Genomic DNA, 17,223 nt, shown 5'->3' on the forward strand with positions numbered 1-17,223 from the left:
ATCTTTTTATTATGTTTCTAAAAGAGGTGTTTGACCGTTTCATGGCATTGCTCGGCTTAGGTGTGTTATGGCCTTTTTTATTAGTCGTCGTAATTTTGATACGGGTGAAAATGCCGGATGGTCCGGTGATATTTAGGCAGAAACGGATAGGTAAGGAGGGACGATTATTCACGATGTATAAATTTAGAAGTATGACAGTAATGCATACTGGTTCATCTGTGTCTGTGGCGGGAGAAAGTCGTATAACTCCATTAGGGGCGGTGTTAAGAAAATATAAATTGGATGAATTGCCGGAGTTATGGAATGTGTTGAAAGGAGATATGAGTTTCGTAGGGCCTCGACCGGATGTTCCCGGATACGTGGATTGTCTAACTGGGGAGGAGCGGGAAGTGTTGAAATTGAAACCGGGGATAACGGGACCTGCTAGTTTGAAGTACCGATGCGAGGAAGAGGTGTTAGCTAAGGTAGAAGATCCTCAAAAATATAATGATGAAGTGATTTTTCCGGATAAGGTGAGGATTAATAGAAATTATATTAAGCATTGGAGTTTCGTGTTGGATATGAAAATTATTATTTACACGATTATTAGAAAAGATTTGGAAGAAGAATTTTTGAAATAATGGTATGAAAGATAGAATTTGGCTTTCTCTCGCTCACATGGGTGGACGAGAGCAGGAGTTTATACGTGAGGCATTTGAAACGAATTGGGTGGTACCGCTGGGACCGAACGTGAATGCCTTCGAGAAATCCTTGAGGGATTTCTTAATTGAGAATGGAGAATTGAAAGTTGAAAATGAGGATAAGTGTGTGGTGGCGTTGAGTGCAGGGACGGCGGCGTTGCACCTGGGGTTGATACTTTTAGGTGTGGGAGAGAGGGATGAGGTGATTTGCCAGAGTTTCACGTTTTCGGCATCGGCGAACCCGATCGCTTATCAGGGGGCAACTCCGGTGTTCGTGGATAGTGAGGCGGATACTTGGAATATGGATCCGGTGTTGTTGGAGAAGGCGATAGAGGACAGGTTGAAGAAGACGGGGCGGTTGCCGAAAGCGATTATTCCAGTGCATTTGTACGGGATGCCGGGGAAGATGGATGAGATTTTGGAAGTTGCTGATAGATATAAAATACCCGTGTTGGAGGATTCGGCGGAGGCGTTGGGTTCGGAATACAAGGGACGGAAGTGCGGTACTTTTGGGGAGTATGCGGCGTTGTCGTTTAACGGGAATAAGATTATCACGACTTCGGGCGGTGGGGCATTGGTTTGCCCTTGTGAAGAGCGGGCGAAACGGGCGTTGTTTTACGCCACGCAGGCGAGGGAACAGGCTCCGCATTACCAGCACGAGAAGATCGGTTATAATTACCGAATGAGTAATATATGTGCGGGGATAGGTCGGGGGCAGATGTTCGTGTTGGAAGAGCACGTGAGGAGAAGGCGAGAGATACATGATTTGTACGTGAGGTTGCTGGAGGGGGTGAAAGGAGTGAACGTGATGTGTCAGCCGGGGGGTGGAGATTTTAATTCGAATTATTGGTTAACGTGTATCACGGTGGAACCGGAAAAGGCGGGCTTCACACGTGAGGACGTGAGGTTGGCTTTGGATGCGGATAATATAGAGAGCCGCCCGTTGTGGAAGCCGATGCATTTGCAGCCGGTGTTCAAGGATGCGCCTTTTTACGGGAACGGGACAAGCGAGAGGTTATTTGAGGTGGGGTTGTGTCTGCCTTCGGGACCGATGTTGACGGATAAAGATATTGAGAGTGTGGTTGGGGGAATTTTAGATTTATGATTTTGGGATTTAGTGATTGCTGACGATTTGATTAATTGATGAAGATAGAGGATACGCCTCGGGAGATGAGTTCCCGGGGCTTTTTTGTTTTATAAATTAAAATATAGAATTATGAGAAATTTAATGAAAGCGAGGTTATTCTCTTGGTTGGAGGATACTCAAGAAGAGATGACAAGGGAAGAGATTGGTTTGATGGTACAGGAGTTCATGGGGGATTTGGAGAGGTGGCTTGACGAGGGACGGGATTACAAGGTGGTTGCCCGTGGGTTGGAGCGGGTACGGGGCCGATTGGCGGTTTCGTGCGAGATGTTCCGGTCTGGTGACGAGATGGAAAAAAAAGAAGATAGTCAGTCGGTGTGCGGTTGCCGTGTTGGAATTGGTGGAACGTGAGAGCCAGCTGGTGCGGGAAGGATTGGAGTACCCGGAGTGGTTCGGGGCGAGGTTGAAGGGGGACCGCTTGCCGTTTGGCGCTCGGGTTCGTTTAAGATGGAGATTGTTGAATTGGCCTTGGGGCTTTTCTTGGCAAAGGTGTTGTGGACACCGGGTGGCAAGTTGATGGAATATGACGAGATTATCAAGTTGATGGAGTCTGTATTGGGAATAGAGTTGCCTAATTACCGGGAATTGAAGCGGGATATATTTAACCGGAAAAAAGAGTTGACGGTGTTCTTGAAGCGGTTGATCGTTTTGATTGAACGGGAAAGAGATGAGAAGGATGGTTTGTAGGGGTGAAAAATAGTGTTGATAGATAGTGCGTTATAAAGTAAGTTACTACACGTGTACTTCACGTGTAGTAATGAAGTATCAGGGCGGGTGTAATTTTGCATTCAGTAAAATGAGAGAGAATTAAAATTAGTATTCATTTAAAGCGAGAGTATTATGGCAGAAGTAAAAAATTGTTTGGGAATTAGGGGACGGATAGGGGATTATGTTCTGTTCCGGTTGGGGGGCAAGACGTTTTTAAAAAGGAGGGTGAAAGAGAATAAATCCAACACGGAAAAACAACAAGCGATGAGAGCAAGATTTCGGGCGGCAGTGTGTTTTTACCAGCGGTTGAAAGAGACGCCTTTGAAACAGGTGTTGAGTGTGGCGGCTAGAGGGAGATGTGTTAGCGGGTATGCTTTGTTCATGAAAATGAATCTGAAAGCTTTTGGGGCAGACGGGAGAATTGCGGACTTCGCATTGTTACAGTTCACGGTGGGAAAGCGTCAACGGGCTTATAGTTTGGAGGGATGGATTGATCCGGCGGGGAGGGTGACGTTGGAATGGAGAAACGGGTGGATTAGCGAGTTGAGAGAAGGACAGGCTCGATTGGAAGTGGTGGTATTGAAAGAAGAGTGTTCGTTTTCTCCGGAGTTGGTGAGCGAAGGTGTTACCCGGAATGACAGAGGAGCGTGTTTTTGGGTGGCGCATAAGCCGGGGCGGAAGGTACACGTCTATTGTTATTTTGTTTCCCCGGACGGGAAGGAGTTGTCGCAGAGTCAATATGTTTGTTTGAAAGAAAGAGTATGAATCCGGTGCAAGGTATGGTTAGTGCGGTCAGCGAGTTGATTGGGCGGCTGACCCTCCCGGCGAGGGAGAAGAAACAATTGGAAACGGATCTGTTGAAGGTTTTTATTTTTTTACCGGAATATTTTTCACGTTGAGTTTGAATGCATTTTTCACGCAATTGGCGGATAATTTGGTGGCAGGAATTTTGAGCGTCGTGGGAGGTGTGAGCAGTTCGGTTGTGGTGGCTTGGTGCAAATACCGATGGGAACGGAAGCGTTCCGGAAGGTGAGAAAGGGAGAATGAAAATGGAGCCCGTTACAGGCTCCATTTTTTATCGGTTTTATTTTTTCAGTCTTTCGGTGAGAAGAGGAACGATCTTGCGAACATCGCCAACGATACCCAAGTCTGCCACGTTGAAGATCGGGGCAAACTTGTCTTTGTTGATGGCGATGATGAAGTCGGATTCTTCCATACCGGCAAGGTGCTGGATGGCTCCGGAAATACCCATAGCGAAGTACAAGTCGGGACGTACGGTTTTACCGGTTTGTCCTACCTGACGTTCGTGACCGAGAACTCCGGCGTCAACCATTGCACGGGAAGCGGATACTTCCGCACCAATGGTACCTGCCATTGCACGCAACATATCGAATCCTTCGGCATTACCTACTCCGCGACCTCCGGAGATAAGAACTTTAGCCTCGGTGATGTCGATCAGATTTTTAGATTCTTTCACGGTTTCGATAACACGTACACGGAATTTAGATTTGTCGAAATTGATTTTCACGTCTTCAATGTTGCCTTTCCGGTTCAAGTCACGTTGTGCCATGCGCATTACCCCGGGACGTACGGTTGACATCTGCGGGCGGTGTTCTTTACAAATGATGGTGGCCATGAGGTTTCCCCCGAACGCGGGACGAGTCATTAACAGACCGCCGTCCTCGGCTATTTCCAATCCGGTACAGTCTGCCGTCAATCCGGTTTCAACCCGTGCGGACAGGCGGGGACCCAAGTCACGACCGATCGTGGTGGCTCCGATTAACACGATGCTCGGCTTGTTCTCGATGATGATTTGGTGGATTGCTTGGGCATAAGGTTCCGTCGTGTAGGTTTCGAGTTCCGGTGCGTCTACACGCAACACGGTGTCGGCACCGTAAGCAATACATTCTTGGGCTTGCGTGGAAAGGTTATGACCTAATAGCATGGCATACACTTTCTCGTTCAAGGCATCAGCTAATTCTCTGGCTTTGCTCAACAATTCCAGAGCCACGTTTTGGATAATGCCTTCTCTTTGCTCGATGAAGACATAAACGTTTTTATATTGTGCTTTATCCATCTTTCAATTTTAGATTTTAGATCCTATTAATTTCTTGATTTATGATTTTAGATTTTAGATTCCGGTCGCACAAATTCAATGTTTTGTTCAATCGTAAATCATAAATCATAAATCATAAATCCGAAATTTTTAAATAATAAATTTCTCTTTCAACTTGTTGATAATGATATCTGCGGCTTCCGCGGGCTCTACCTCGTAGATTTGTCCTGCTGCTTTCACTCCTTTCGTGAATGATTTGAATACACGGGTGGGAGAGCCGTTCAGACCGATCTTTTTCTCGTCAACAGTGATGTTGTCGAAGCCCCAGACTTCTATTTCTTTGTCGTAAGCTTCCACGATTCCTTTCACGGACATATAGCGGGGTTTTACGCCTGATGCCAAGGCGGTTAACACGCACGGGGTGTCAACTTCCACCATTTGGTAACCTTCTTCCGTTGACTTTTTCACGGTAAGGGTTTTATTACCGTCGAAAGTCAGTCTTTCCACGTAGGTTACTTGCGGTAAATCGAGGTGCTCCGCGATTTGCGGTCCTACCTGTGCGGTATCCCCGTCGATTGCCTGACGTCCGGTGATTACCAGATCAAAATCCAAAGTTTTTAAAGCGGCGGCAATGGTATTGGAAGTTGCCAATGTATCGGCTCCACCGAATTTCCGGTCGCTTAACAAGATGGCACGGTCTACCCCCATGGCGTAAGCCTCTCTCAAGATAGCCTCTGCCTGTGGCGGTCCCATGGTAAGAACTGTCACGTGTGCATCGTATTGGTCTTTTAATTGAAGGGCAAATTCAAGTCCTCCTTTATCGTCAGGATTCATGATACTGGGTACCCCGTCTCTGATAAGGGTTCCTGTAACGGGATCCAGTTTGATTTCCGTGGTATCCGGAACTTGTTTAATACAAACAACTATCTTCATTTCAATCTTCTTTTACTTTAATAAATTTGCAGCGATCACCATTCTTTGAACTTCTGATGTTCCCTCGTAGATTTCGGTGATCTTGGCATCTCTCATCATTCTTTCAACCGGGTATTCGCGGGTGTACCCGTATCCCCCGTGGAATTGTACCGCTTTGGTGGTAACTTCCATGGCTGTTTCGGCTGCAAATAATTTACACATAGCAGCATCCGTGGAATAAGCCTCTTTTTGGTCTTTTTTGTAAGCGGCTTGTCTTACCAGTAAACGGGATGCTTCAATTTTGGTCTGCAGGTCTGCCAGTTGGAATTGTGTATTCTGGAACTGACCGATGGCTTTCCCGAATTGTTTCCGTTCTTTCACGTATTTCACGGTTTCGTCCATAGCACCTTGTGCGATACCTAATGCCTGAGAAGCGATACCGATACGTCCGCCATCAAGTGTTTTCATGGCGATGCCGAATCCTTTACCTTCTTGCCCTAACAGGTTTTCAGCCGGAACGATGCAGTTTTCCATGATCAATTCGCAGGTTGCAGAACCGCGGATACCCAATTTTTTCTCTTTTTTACCCACGGAGAATCCCGGGAAATCTTTTTCCACGATAAACGCGGAGATTCCTCTGGTACCCTTGGATTTGTCGGTCATTGCCATGATGATGTACACGTGAGCGTAACCGGCGTTGGTAATGAATATCTTGGAGCCGTTAAGCACGTAATGATCTCCCTCTTTCACGGCAATGGTCTGTTGTGCGGACGCATCCGTACCGGCGTTTGGTTCGGTTAACCCGAATGCTCCGATCCATTCCCCGGAAGTTAGTTTGGGAAGATATTTGGCTCTTTGCTCGTTGGTTCCGTGTTCCATAATCGGGGCGCAGCACAATGACGTGTGTGCGGACACGATTACTCCCGTGGTGGCGCATACGCGGGACAATTCCTCTACTGCCATCGTGTAGAGTATGTTACTGCCTCCGGCTCCGCCGTATTCCACCGGGAATGGAATACCCATGATACCCAATTTCGCCATTTTTTCAACGGTTTCTATGGGGAATCTTTCTGATTCGTCCACTTCTGCCGCCAAGGGTTTTACCTCTTTTTCTGCGAACTCTCTTATCATTTGTAAGAAGAGTTGCTCTTTTTTTGATAGACTGAAATCCATTATTATTAATGTTTTTTTAGTTGAACGAAGCTAGTTGTAATTCTAAATCAGCATTTTTTTAGAATCAATGCCGTCCCCATGCCACCCCCTATACAGAGAGAGGCAAGCCCTACTTTAGCTTCACTGTTTAGCATTTCATATACAAGTGATACGATGATACGATTGCCGGATGCTCCGATGGGGTGCCCCAGAGCAATGGCACCACCGTTGACGTTTGTACGTTCGTTTATCCATTCTCTCGTTACGCCGTGTTGTGCCATCAACTCGTGAATTACTCCCAGTGATTGTGCCGCAAATGCCTCGTTTAGTTCAATCACGTCGATGTCGGATAATTTTATTCCGGCATTCTTCAACGCGTTGGCGATTGCGGGCACGGGTCCCATGCCCATGATAGCAGGATCCACACCACCCTGTCCGACACCGATGATCTCGCATAGAGGAGTCAGGTTGTTTTGTTTAACAGCCTCTTCCGAAGCGATCATCACGAAGGATGCACCGTCGTTGATTCCGGACGCGTTACCGGCTGTGACGGAGCCCTCTTTTTTGAAAGCGGGACGTAAAGTCGATAATTTTTCCAGAGATGTCTTTCTGTTGGGAAATTCGTCTGTGTCGAATTGTAAAGTCTCTTTTTTGACTTTATACTCGATAGGCACAATTTCAGCTTTGAAGTTACCGTTATCGATAGCAGCTATAGCACGCTTCTGCGATTCCATGGCAAATTCATCCTGTTCTTCGCGGCTGATAGAATATTTTTCCGCTATATTCTCTGCCGTTATTCCCATGTGGTATCCTTCGAAAGCATCCGTGAGGCCATCGAATACCATGTGGTCGATAACGGTTACATCTCCCATGCGATGTCCGTCACGGACATGCCCGGGGAGAATATATCCCGCTTTGGACATGGATTCGGTACCTCCCGCGATGATCAGATTCGCCAATCCCGCTTTGATAGCGCTTACACCGTTTAACACGGCTTTCATTCCGCTACCGCATATCATGTTGATACCATAGGCCGGTACTTCCTGAGGGATTCCCCCTTTGATAGATGCCTGACGGGCTACACCTTGACCCTGTCCGGCGGATAGTACGTTACCCACGATTACTTCATCGATATTTGCAGGGTTTACTCCGGTTTCCGCGATTATATTTTTGATTACCGCTGCACCGAGGTCTGCTGCTGATAATGAAAGAGTACTTCCTAAAAATTTGCCGATCGCTGTTCTTTTTGCTGCTACGATATATGTCTTCATTATTGAGGCATGGGTTTTAAGTTTTTAGAAACGATTAATTCACAGCCTGTTGCTGCTTTGATGTCATCTAATGTAAATTCACTGTTCAATTCTACCAGTTCGATTCCTGCCGGGGTTACGTTCATCACGCCCATCTCGGTGATGATCATGTCAACTTCGCCCGCGGCGGTCAACGGTAGGGTACATTCTTTTAGTATTTTGTGATTTCCTTTTGCCGTGTGTTCCATGGCAAGGATTACTTTTTTAGCGCCTACCAGAAGGTCCATGGCTCCACCCATACCCGGTGCTTTTTTGCCGGGGATAATCCAGTTTGCCAAGTTTCCTTTCTCGTCTACCTGTAAAGCACCAAGGATAGTTACATCCACGTGTCCGCCCCGGATGATGCCGAAAGAAGTGGCGCTGTCAAAGCTACAAGCTCCGTCTACAGCCGTGATGTATCCACCACCGGCATCCGTCAATTCCGGATTTTCTTTTCCTGCTTCCGGTTTCGGTCCCATGCCTAACAATCCGTTTTCGGATTGCAGCACCACGTGTACGTCACTTTGCAAGTAATTAGGAACCATTGTCGGTAATCCGATACCCAAGTTTACCACGTCGCCGTCTTTTAATTCGAGAGCTACCCGTTTGGCGATAACTTCTCTTACTTGATCTTTATCCATAACCGTTTTAATTTTTGATTTCAGATTTCGGATTTTAGATTAATGGTAATCATAAATCGTAAATCTCAAATCGTAAATGTAATTATTTATTTTTTCTTCTAACAAATTCCTGTGCGATAAATGAAGCCACGTCATCGGCATAAGTATTCATACCGAATCCGGCATCATAACCCAGTTCTTTCGCTAATTCGTGGGAGATACGGGGTCCCCCGCAAGCCAAGATTACCTTGTCCCGCAAGCCTTCCGCTTCGAGCATTTCCACGAGTTCAATCAAGTTTTGGATGTGAACGTCTTTTTGCGTAACGGTTTGTGAAACCAGAAGAGCGTCCGCTTTCAACTCGATAGCCTTGGCGATAAACTCTTCGTTGGGTACTTGACTTCCCAAGTTGTGAGCCTCTACCATCTCGTACCGTTCCAAGCCGTAGTGTCCGGCGAAGCCTTTCATGTTCATGATGGCGTCGATTCCCACGGTATGGGCGTCGGTTCCGGTACTGGCACCCACGACAATCAACGGGCGTCCGATGTTTTCACGGATAAATTCGTCCGTTTCGTGCATATCCCATTTCGTCCCTTCCACTTTAGGCACATGAATATTCGTGAAGTCCACAGTGTGCGTGCAACTTCCGTAGCAGTTGAAGAAGGTGTATCCTTCGGTCAATTCCTTGTGGAATACGACTTGCGGGTTCTCGAATCCCATTTTCTTCAATAATTGTTTAGCGGCTTCGATAGCCTCATCCCCGGCAGGTACGGGTAACGTGAAACTCAATTGAGTTTTCCCGTCGTTCATCGTGTCACCGTAGGGTTTTATTTTTTTCAGATCCAGTGTCTGGTCAAAATCATTTTTATCGGTAGAATATAATCCTCCACTCATAATTAATTGAAAATTGAAAATGCAAAATTGAAAGTTATCAATTGCATAATTGGTTAAATTTTATTTTATTCACTCTTTTGAAAACTTGAAATTAAAAATGATAGTCATAGGACATCTCATTTTCAATTTTCAATTCTCAATTTTCAATTGCTTTTCAGCATTAGCTCAATAAATGGGTTATAGTAATTGGCACCCTTGGCGGCAACTCCGTCAAGTCCTTTACCACCATTCTTCGGGCGTTTCACGTCACCGAAGATACCTTTTTCCAGCGCGGTGAAAAGTCCTTCACGCTCGATGTTTTCGAGTAGAGCGATTGCGTTGTCCAATACTTCTTTGGCACGACTCTGGATGATACCGTCCTTTTTAAATTCTACCTCGTCGCCGATGTTTTTCATGTTACTGAAAATGTATTTGGCATTCTCGATAGAGAGGTAACGGTCGGACATGAAAGGCGTGTGGATTGCTTCTGTCGGCATTCCCAACAATTGGATACCTTGTGAAGTCCATATTCCGATCATGTTGAAGAGTGCATCCTGTATGTGTCCGCGGAAGATATTTCCCGTCATGAACTTGGTTGGAGGCATATATTTTAACGTGGCTTTCGGGAAAATTTCACGAGTCATTTGTGCTTGGGAAAGCTCCAGCAGGAATCCGTTTTCCAGTGACGGGTCCATCTCAAAAGCGTGTCCCAATCCCATTTGTTCTTCTTTCAGTCCCGCGAGTAAAGCCAATTGTTCGTTGATAAGGTCAGAAGCCAGCACGGTATGCGCTTGCTCCACGGCATCGGCGGTAGTCAGATAGTTGTCCTCACCCGTGTTGATGATCACTCCGGCAAACCCGTTGATTACACGTGACATGAACTGGTCAACCAGCGTGCGTTGCATGTTGATGTCGCGGAAAAGAATCCCGTAAAGAGCATCATTCAACATCACGTCCAAGCCTTCCAAGGCTCCCATGGCGGCAATTTCCGGCATACATAACCCGGAACAGTAGTTGCACAAGCGGATGTAGCGTCCGACTTCTTCGCCCACTTCGTCCAGTGCTTTACGCATGATGCGGAAGTTTTCCTGTGTCGCGAAAGTTCCCCCGAATCCTTCTGTTGTTGCTCCATAAGGCACGTAATCCAACAAACTCTGCCCTGTTGTACGGATTACGGCGATAACGTCAGCACCCTGCCGTGCGGCTGCTTGAGCTTGTACCACGTCTTCGTAGATATTTCCGGTAGCGACGATCACGTACAGGTAAGGTTTCGGGCCTTCGCCTATCGTTTTCAGGTAATGTTCTTTTTTCGCCCGCCGGTCACTGATACGCTTGATACTTGCATCCACGTATGGTTTCAAGGCCGCTTTGATTTTCTCCATCGAGTGAACGGGTAACGTGGTCATATCCAGCTGTCCCTCCGCGACTTTCTCTGCTATTTGTTGCGGGTTCATTCCGGTTTCCACGATGGTGTTCCCGAGGAAAAAGAGAATACCTTGTCCCAATACTCCTTTGTCTTTGATCTCGTCTACCAACACGTTGGGGAGCGGTACCGTGTTGGCATCCACGCCATCGATGCCGAGTAAACGGCATAAAGTACGCTCAACGGCAACGGTCGAGTACTGATCCACGAATTTCTGTACGTCGTCGGCTATCTTTCGTGACACTTCTTTTGCGTGTGCCACTTTGTTGAAATCTAACCCTAATTTACTGTTCTGCATATTTTTGTTCTGTTATAAATTCTGTTCCAAATAGTTCTCCGCTTTGTCCAACAATTCCTCGTCTACACCCAGAATACGGGCAATTCTCATCGCTTCATGCGGCACGGAGTCTTGAGTCTCCTCGATTAGCGAATAATCGATAAACTCGTTTATGTTATTGATGGTCAACCGACCGTCTGTTTTGTCTTTAATAAATCCTTTTACCCGCATCTTTTTGCATCCGGCTTTGATGCCGCTGTAATGTGAGGTAATGAGGGAACGGACACCTTTACCCGTGAGAAAGTCGAGCACCGCGTTGACGATGGCCTTTCCTTCCGTGGGATTGGTTGTTCTTGCCAGTTCATCAATCAAGATAAGAGCGTTTTTCCCTGCTTTTACATCTTGAATGATGGTATTGAGCCTTAGCATCTCCGAGGCAAATGAAGAGAGGCCGCTAAGTTCCGATTGCTCGTCACCGATGCACAAAAGAACTTCGTCTACCAAAGCGATTTCAGCGTGTTCTGCCGGAACGTAGAAACCGAATTGGAATAAGGTTTGTGCCAGAGCCACGGTTTTGAGGATGACACTTTTACCTGCCATGTTTGCCCCGGTAATCAAGCATGCCCCGGGGGCGATGTCAATGTCGATAGCTTGAAATTTCTTACCTTCCGTCTTCAGGACTTCTTTTACCTGCGGGTTGAAGATGTTTTTGTAACGGGTGACTGTTTCCGAAATCTCCGGTTTACACAATTGCATCTCGATGGCCTGCTTTGCTTTGGCGAGCAAGATGTCAAGCGTGGCAATATTGGCGAGCGCTTCGTTGATTTCAAGTTTATACGGGTGTATTCGTGCGGACAATTTTTCCCGGATGCGGTCTTCCAGCACGGTATGCTCGAATTGTAACTGCTCCAGCACCTTGCTGTCGGTTCGCTCGTTCATTTTTAGCGTTTTTATTTTTACCCGCAAGGCTGCCAGTTCTTCGGAATAAGCATCATAAACGTAAAAATGAGGTATACGCATTCTTTCCGGGTCCAGCGTGTTGACTACCGGTTCCAAGTCCGGAAGTGATACCACGTCGATACGGGCGGCAATGAGCAGTTGCCGGATATCCATAACGAGTAAAGAGAATGCCTTTAATTCAAACAGTTCAATGTCGTCCAATGCTTGTGCTTCTGTTATCCGGTTTGCTGTACCCCGGATATCTTTCACTTGCATGAGCTTTACATTGATCTTGGTAATGGTGTCCGTCAACAAGGAATCACGCGAGATGTTGATTGTCGCTTCCGTTTTATCCAATTCGGCGATAATCTCTTCCCTCGTGTGTAAGTACGGTAGTGTGTTCAATACACGTTTTGCCAGACCGGATTGAATTTCCAGTTTGTCGATCATGTATCTGAACCCGTTTACTTCTTCTATTGCGCCGCGTAAAAACACCTTAATTCAATTTTAGATTTAATGATTTTAGATTTTAGATTGAGAATTATTTTCAATTTTCAATCCTTTTCACATCGTATACCGGGATGCCTAAACTCGTTTGCATGGCGACCCGTAGTTCGTCCGAATCCAGACAATATCCATCCGGTGATTGGGGATTTATACAGACTGCCAGTAGTTTACTTTTTTGCAAAACCTGTATGGTACCGCCTTTTTTCACGAAGGCGTAATAGGTTTCCATGGAAGCGAACATTTTCGTGAAATCCCGCATGATTAGAGTGATTTCCCGGATTTGTTTTTGCTGCCGCAGGAATTGCAATAATTTGTCACTTATGGCGCCTGCCACGTATAACGTGTTCCCGTGCTTGAAAATATCGTCTTTTTTATTTTCAAGCATAAACACGGAGGGGATGTCTAAATCGTAGATGTTCCCTTCATCATCTATCGACCACACACCTTGCTCGATTGCCATCAGCTTCCGCACGATGTCGGGTGCTGCTTCATTCAGGCAGATGAGGTCGTAAACGTATTTTGTTTTTCTTACCAGTTGAGGAATATTACAGGATAAAGCTGCTCCCGTGGCAAGTACCATCGCTTCAGTCACTGCCGGAGAGCTCAGACTGAGGCGGGAGAGAGCTCCGTCCACGATTGTCGTGTCGACATCCCAACGCTTCATATCATGAATCAAGGTACGCAGCGAACCCGTGTCAGCGGGTCCGGATAGCAACACTTTTCCCGACGAAACGGCTCTGGCGGTAACCAAGCGTCCCAAAGAGGTTTGTTGTGTGCTGACATCCATGATTTCTGCCACCAGCCTTTTGTCTCGGTAGTGCATCTCGGACGTGATGAATATCATATCCTCGAATACCTCTATTTCCGGTTTGGGCGTTTGGCAGACCTGATCTCTGCTTTCCCCGTCAATGCCTATGGAGGTGAGGGCAAAACGCTTCCCCGTATTCTTCACTCGCCGAAGAATGTAGTTCAAGCATTCTGTCTTACCGGCGTTTTTTGCCAGTCCCACGATTGCAATACTGTTGTATTTTAATATTTCCTCGATAAACACGGTTTCAATTTTAGATTTTAGATTTTAAATTTTAAATTTATTATTCCGTGAAGAATTTAAAATCTAAAATTTAAAATCTAAAATTAGTTTATTCGTGGTGATTTCTCTCGTTACGTGCCAAATGTTTCGGCTCGATAGAGAGGGCATCACCATTTAACAGGGCGGCTACCCCTTCTTTGCGAGCTTTTTCGCATTCCGGGCAGTGGCACTCTTCTTCGTATCTTTCCGGTTCCGTGTAAGTGGTAATAACACCCTCGTAGTTTCTCAACACGATGCGTTTGGGTGATTGAGAAAGGATATACGTCGGCATTACCGGGGTTTTACCTCCTCCTCCGGGAGCGTCAACCACGAACGTGGGAACGGCATATCCGGAAGTATGTCCTCGCAAGTTCTCGATGATCTCGATACCTTTGGATACAGGAGTACGGAAGTGTTCGATACCCATGGAAAGGTCACATTGGTAGATATAGTACGGGCGAACACGCATTTTCACCAATTCGTGCATCAATTTCTTCATCACGTAAGTGCAGTCATTGATACCTCTCAGTAACACGGTCTGGTTTCCTAGAGGGATTCCGGCGTCAGCCAAGCGGGCGCATGCTGCCTTTGACTCTTCCGTAACCTCGTTCGGGTGATTGAAATGAGTGTTCAACCAGATCGGGTGATATTTCTTCAGCATGTTTACCAGTTCCGGGGTAATACGTTGCGGTAATACAACCGGGGTACGGCTTCCGATACGGATAATCTCCACGTGCGGGATAGCTCTCAATTTGCTGATGATGTATTCCAAACGGTCGTCGCTAACCAACAGGGCGTCACCTCCGGAAAGCAATACGTCGCGTACTTGCGGGGTTTTCGCGATGTAATCGATACATCTGTCGATGCGCTCGGTCGGGGATGCACAGTCATGTTGTCCCGCGAAGCGTCTGCGGGTGCAGTGACGGCAATACATGGAGCATTGGTCGGTAATCAGGAATAATACCCGGTCCGGATAACGGTGTGTCAATCCCGGGACAGGAGAATCGCTATCCTCGTGTAACGGATCTTCCAGATCGGCTGCTGATTTGTGCAATTCGAGAGCCGAGGGTACGGATTGTTTCCGTATCGGGCAATGCGGATTGTTCTTGTCAATCAAGCTCAAATAGTAAGGGGTAATCGCCATTCTCAGCGTCTTTAAAGACTCGCGTATACCATCCTCTTCTTCTTTGGTTAACTCGATGTATTTCTTTAATTGATCGAGTGTTTCAATTCTGTTTTTCACTTGCCATTTCCAATCGTTCCATTGTTCGTCGGTAACTTCCGGGAAAAACTCTTTTCGTCTGCTTTCTGACATCACTTTATTTATTTTAGATTTTAAATTTTAGATTTTAGATTCCAGCCGCACAAGGCTGGCACTTTATTTATTTTACATACAGTTTTTCAAATAACTCGCGAATTTCTGCGGACTCTCGGATAATATTCAGGGTTAGTTCCGCATGTCCTTTCGCGTATCCGTTTCCTACGATTAAATTTATATCTTTTCCTACTCCCTCGGCTCCCAACGCCGCTTTCGTGAAGCTGGTCGCCATAGAGAAGAAGTAAACACATCCTTGTCCTTTGGTGACTAGAATAGAGGTCATTTCTGTCGAGGGCACGTTCACGTTGTTGATTGTCACCTCGCAACCTCTTTCGCCCGCTATGGCGGTCACTTTCTTATACACGTCCATCACTTTTGTCGCATCGGCGACAATCACGTGAGTGGCGAGATTCATTTCTTTTATTCTTCGGGCGTTCTCTTCCGAGTATTCCACCACGATGACCTTTCCGTAAGGTCCCACGTTTTTCATTGCCTGATAGCAGCAAAGTACTCCTGACTTGCCGCCTCCCCCGATGATACATACCGTATCACCTTCTTTTACCAGACGAGCCACTTGAGCCGGGGCTCCTGCCACGTCCAACACGGCTAATGCCAGTTTTTCCGGTATATCGTCAGGCAGTACGGCGTACAAGCCGCTTTCGAAAAGAATGGCTTGCGCTTCCACGTCGACCTGATCCGATGCCGGGTCAAGATTCTTGATTTTATTAATTTTCAATGGGGTAAGGGAAAGAGAAACCAACGTGGCGATTTTGTCGCCCACTCTTAATGATTTATCCGGGAATGCCGGACCTATTTCGTTTACCGTACCGATTAACATTCCCCCCGAACCGGTCACCGGGTTTTGCATCTTGCCCCGTTCTTCCACGATGGAAAGAATCATTTCTTTCATTTTTGACGCATCCTTTCCGCAAGCACCTTTGATCTGCGTGTAACTGGCAGAGTCTATATTCAGTGTTTGCACGTCTATCAACAACTCGTTGTCATAAATGCTCATCGTGTTATCCAGCTTTTGTGCCGGTTGAGGAAGTGTTCCTTCCGGGATAATTACCCTGTGTGTACCGTATCTACAACCCTTGTCCATCGAATAATTTTAGATTTATGATTTTAGATTTCAGATTATGATTTACGATTGATAATTACCGTGAAAGCAATCATAAATCGTAAATCATAAATTGTAAATTAATTAAGCGTAAAGTTCCGTAAAGATTTTTCTTAAAGCTTCTGATTCTCTCAGTTCTTGAAGAGTGATCTCGGCATGACCTTTCGTGTAGCCGTTACCCACGATCATGGTTACGTCGCTTCCCACTCCTTCGGCACCTAGAGCTGCTTTCGTGAAGCTGGTCGCCATAGAGAAGAAGTAAACGACACCCGTGTTTTTCGTGCAAAGGATAGAGGTCATTTCAGTGTCGGTGATGTTCACGTTGTTGATGGTCACGTCGCACATCTCGCCATTCGTCAATTCCTCGATTTTTTCCATCACGGGAACGGGTTGAGTTGCGTCTGCGGAGAATACATAGTCGCAGAAACCGAGTTTCTGTAAACGTTCGGTACTCTTCTGGCTGTGGCACAATCCGATTACTTTACCGGTAACTCCTGCACGTTTTTTTGCCTCGTAACAGCACAACATACCTGATTTACCACCCGCGCCGATGATTAAAACGGTATCACCCGGTTTAACCAATTTGGCAGTCTGGGCGGGAGCTCCGGCAACGTCCAATGCTGACAGTGCCAAATTCTCGGGAAGGTCTGCCGGAATCTTGGCGTAGATACCGCTCTCGAAAAGGATTGCTTTCCCGTCGATGTCAACTTGGTCAATGTCCGGACGGATATCTTTAATCTTGTCGATGCGTAGCGGAGTTAAAGAAAGAGAAACCAAGGTCGCGATTTTGTCGCCTTCCTTCAAGTCGATTTTACCTTTCAATGCATCACCTATTTTTTCAACCGTACCCAACAACATACCGCCTGATCCGGTTACCGGGTTGCGGTGTTTACCTTGTTTTGCCACGATGTCCAACATGATTTCGGCAATCTTGGCTTTGTCGCCGCCTGCTTGTTGCTCGATCTGGGTGAAGCTGGCTGAGTCGATATTCAAGGTTTGTACATCAATCAAGATCTCGTTGTCATAGATCTCGTCCATGTTGTTGTCAATCTTGTTAGCGGGTTGGGGTAACACACCTTTCGGTTCAATCACACGGTGAGTTCCGTATTTGTTTCCTTTCTTTTGCATAGTATTTAAA

19 protein-coding genes are annotated in these 17,223 nt (G+C 46.4%); 7 read left to right on the forward strand and 12 right to left on the reverse strand.

Translation table 11 applies throughout. From position 1 onward, the window contains the following. Nucleotides 1-11: 11 nt before the first annotated feature. The 7 genes from L0M98_RS18990 to L0M98_RS19020 all read left to right on the forward strand — a co-directional run bounded on the left by L0M98_RS18990 (nt 12) and on the right by L0M98_RS19020 (nt 3,565). Complete coding sequence (locus L0M98_RS18990; RefSeq protein WP_099289812.1) at nt 12-620, forward strand: sugar transferase; 609 nt, start codon at nt 12-14, stop codon at nt 618-620. Nucleotides 621-624: 4 nt separating this feature from the next. After that, complete coding sequence (locus L0M98_RS18995; protein ID WP_227217291.1) at nt 625-1,785, forward strand: DegT/DnrJ/EryC1/StrS family aminotransferase; 1,161 nt, start codon at nt 625-627, stop codon at nt 1,783-1,785. A 111-nt stretch (nt 1,786-1,896) separates the two neighbouring features. After that, a complete protein-coding gene (locus L0M98_RS19000) occupies nt 1,897-2,175 on the forward strand; it encodes a hypothetical protein (protein ID WP_227217290.1) in 279 nt (92 codons plus the stop codon). Nucleotides 2,176-2,211: 36 nt separating this feature from the next. Further along, nucleotides 2,212-2,511 (forward strand): RteC domain-containing protein, encoded by a 300-nt coding sequence (locus L0M98_RS19005; protein ID WP_227217289.1) that lies wholly within the window; start codon nt 2,212-2,214, stop codon nt 2,509-2,511. A 153-nt stretch (nt 2,512-2,664) separates the two neighbouring features. Beyond that, on the forward strand, nt 2,665-3,297 hold the full coding sequence (locus L0M98_RS19010; RefSeq protein WP_227217288.1) for a hypothetical protein: 633 nt from the start codon (nt 2,665-2,667) through the stop codon (nt 3,295-3,297). Beyond that, nucleotides 3,294-3,431, forward strand: coding sequence for a hypothetical protein (locus L0M98_RS19015; protein WP_227217287.1), 138 nt, complete (start codon nt 3,294-3,296; stop codon nt 3,429-3,431). The genes L0M98_RS19010 and L0M98_RS19015 overlap by 4 nt, the downstream gene beginning before the upstream one ends. Beyond that, nucleotides 3,428-3,565, forward strand: a complete 138-nt coding sequence (locus L0M98_RS19020) for a hypothetical protein (protein WP_227217286.1) — start codon at nt 3,428-3,430, stop codon at nt 3,563-3,565. Before L0M98_RS19015 ends, L0M98_RS19020 begins: the two co-directional genes overlap by 4 nt. Nucleotides 3,566-3,616: 51 nt before the next feature. Here L0M98_RS19020 and L0M98_RS19025 read toward each other — a convergent pair whose 3' ends face one another. The 12 genes from L0M98_RS19025 to L0M98_RS19080 form a co-directional block, all read right to left on the reverse strand. After that, the gene (locus L0M98_RS19025; RefSeq protein ID WP_099289817.1) at nt 3,617-4,609 is read right to left on the reverse strand and encodes an electron transfer flavoprotein subunit alpha/FixB family protein; all 993 of its coding nucleotides are present in this window, start codon (nt 4,607-4,609) and stop codon (nt 3,617-3,619) included. Nucleotides 4,610-4,738: 129 nt separating this feature from the next. Next, nucleotides 4,739-5,521 (reverse strand): electron transfer flavoprotein subunit beta/FixA family protein, encoded by a 783-nt coding sequence (locus L0M98_RS19030; protein WP_227217285.1) that lies wholly within the window; start codon nt 5,519-5,521, stop codon nt 4,739-4,741. A 12-nt stretch (nt 5,522-5,533) separates the two neighbouring features. Continuing rightward, nucleotides 5,534-6,673, reverse strand: a complete 1,140-nt coding sequence (locus tag L0M98_RS19035; RefSeq protein ID WP_099289819.1) for an acyl-CoA dehydrogenase — start codon at nt 6,671-6,673, stop codon at nt 5,534-5,536. A gap of 47 nt (nt 6,674-6,720) precedes the next feature. Further along, nucleotides 6,721-7,923 carry an acetyl-CoA C-acetyltransferase gene (locus L0M98_RS19040; protein ID WP_227217284.1) on the reverse strand — a complete coding sequence of 401 codons (1,203 nt, stop codon included), beginning with the start codon at nt 7,921-7,923 and terminating at the stop codon, nt 6,721-6,723. Then, complete coding sequence (locus L0M98_RS19045; RefSeq protein WP_099289821.1) at nt 7,923-8,582, reverse strand: 3-oxoacid CoA-transferase subunit B; 660 nt, start codon at nt 8,580-8,582, stop codon at nt 7,923-7,925. The genes L0M98_RS19040 and L0M98_RS19045 overlap by 1 nt, the downstream gene beginning before the upstream one ends. Before the next feature lie 82 nt (nt 8,583-8,664). Next, nucleotides 8,665-9,453, reverse strand: coding sequence for an OAM dimerization domain-containing protein (locus L0M98_RS19050; RefSeq protein WP_227217283.1), 789 nt, complete (start codon nt 9,451-9,453; stop codon nt 8,665-8,667). A gap of 143 nt (nt 9,454-9,596) precedes the next feature. Next, complete coding sequence (locus tag L0M98_RS19055; protein ID WP_227217282.1) at nt 9,597-11,153, reverse strand: lysine 5,6-aminomutase subunit alpha; 1,557 nt, start codon at nt 11,151-11,153, stop codon at nt 9,597-9,599. A 12-nt stretch (nt 11,154-11,165) separates the two neighbouring features. Beyond that, nucleotides 11,166-12,566, reverse strand: coding sequence for a MutS-related protein (locus tag L0M98_RS19060; RefSeq protein WP_227217281.1), 1,401 nt, complete (start codon nt 12,564-12,566; stop codon nt 11,166-11,168). Nucleotides 12,567-12,618: 52 nt separating this feature from the next. Beyond that, nucleotides 12,619-13,629, reverse strand: a complete 1,011-nt coding sequence (locus L0M98_RS19065; RefSeq protein WP_227217280.1) for a hypothetical protein — start codon at nt 13,627-13,629, stop codon at nt 12,619-12,621. A gap of 88 nt (nt 13,630-13,717) precedes the next feature. Next, nucleotides 13,718-14,962, reverse strand: a complete 1,245-nt coding sequence (gene ablA / locus L0M98_RS19070; protein ID WP_099289824.1) for a lysine 2,3-aminomutase — start codon at nt 14,960-14,962, stop codon at nt 13,718-13,720. Between the two features lie 67 nt (nt 14,963-15,029). After that, nucleotides 15,030-16,067 (reverse strand): zinc-binding dehydrogenase, encoded by a 1,038-nt coding sequence (locus L0M98_RS19075; protein ID WP_099289825.1) that lies wholly within the window; start codon nt 16,065-16,067, stop codon nt 15,030-15,032. A gap of 102 nt (nt 16,068-16,169) precedes the next feature. Next, complete coding sequence (locus tag L0M98_RS19080) at nt 16,170-17,213, reverse strand: zinc-binding dehydrogenase (protein ID WP_099289826.1); 1,044 nt, start codon at nt 17,211-17,213, stop codon at nt 16,170-16,172. Nucleotides 17,214-17,223 lie beyond the last annotated feature (10 nt).

This window comes from Butyricimonas sp. DFI.6.44, from assembly GCF_022132345.1.
GTDB lineage: Bacteria > Bacteroidota > Bacteroidia > Bacteroidales > Marinifilaceae > Butyricimonas > Butyricimonas muris.

Coding starts and splice junctions, on each gene's coding strand:
- L0M98_RS18990 (WP_099289812.1), top strand. CDS start 12: ATGTTTCTAAAAGAGGTGTTTGACCGTTTCATGGCATTGCTCGGCTTA.
- L0M98_RS18995 (WP_227217291.1), top strand. CDS start 625: ATGAAAGATAGAATTTGGCTTTCTCTCGCTCACATGGGTGGACGAGAG.
- L0M98_RS19000 (WP_227217290.1), top strand. CDS start 1,897: ATGAGAAATTTAATGAAAGCGAGGTTATTCTCTTGGTTGGAGGATACT.
- L0M98_RS19010 (WP_227217288.1), top strand. CDS start 2,665: ATGGCAGAAGTAAAAAATTGTTTGGGAATTAGGGGACGGATAGGGGAT.
- L0M98_RS19015 (WP_227217287.1), top strand. CDS start 3,294: ATGAATCCGGTGCAAGGTATGGTTAGTGCGGTCAGCGAGTTGATTGGG.
- L0M98_RS19025 (WP_099289817.1), bottom strand. CDS start 4,609: ATGGATAAAGCACAATATAAAAACGTTTATGTCTTCATCGAGCAAAGA.
- L0M98_RS19030 (WP_227217285.1), bottom strand. CDS start 5,521: ATGAAGATAGTTGTTTGTATTAAACAAGTTCCGGATACCACGGAAATC.
- L0M98_RS19035 (WP_099289819.1), bottom strand. CDS start 6,673: ATGGATTTCAGTCTATCAAAAAAAGAGCAACTCTTCTTACAAATGATA.
- L0M98_RS19040 (WP_227217284.1), bottom strand. CDS start 7,923: ATGAAGACATATATCGTAGCAGCAAAAAGAACAGCGATCGGCAAATTT.
- L0M98_RS19045 (WP_099289821.1), bottom strand. CDS start 8,582: ATGGATAAAGATCAAGTAAGAGAAGTTATCGCCAAACGGGTAGCTCTC.
- L0M98_RS19050 (WP_227217283.1), bottom strand. CDS start 9,453: ATGAGTGGAGGATTATATTCTACCGATAAAAATGATTTTGACCAGACA.
- L0M98_RS19055 (WP_227217282.1), bottom strand. CDS start 11,153: ATGCAGAACAGTAAATTAGGGTTAGATTTCAACAAAGTGGCACACGCA.
- ablA (WP_099289824.1), bottom strand. CDS start 14,962: ATGTCAGAAAGCAGACGAAAAGAGTTTTTCCCGGAAGTTACCGACGAA.
- L0M98_RS19075 (WP_099289825.1), bottom strand. CDS start 16,067: ATGGACAAGGGTTGTAGATACGGTACACACAGGGTAATTATCCCGGAA.
- L0M98_RS19080 (WP_099289826.1), bottom strand. CDS start 17,213: ATGCAAAAGAAAGGAAACAAATACGGAACTCACCGTGTGATTGAACCG.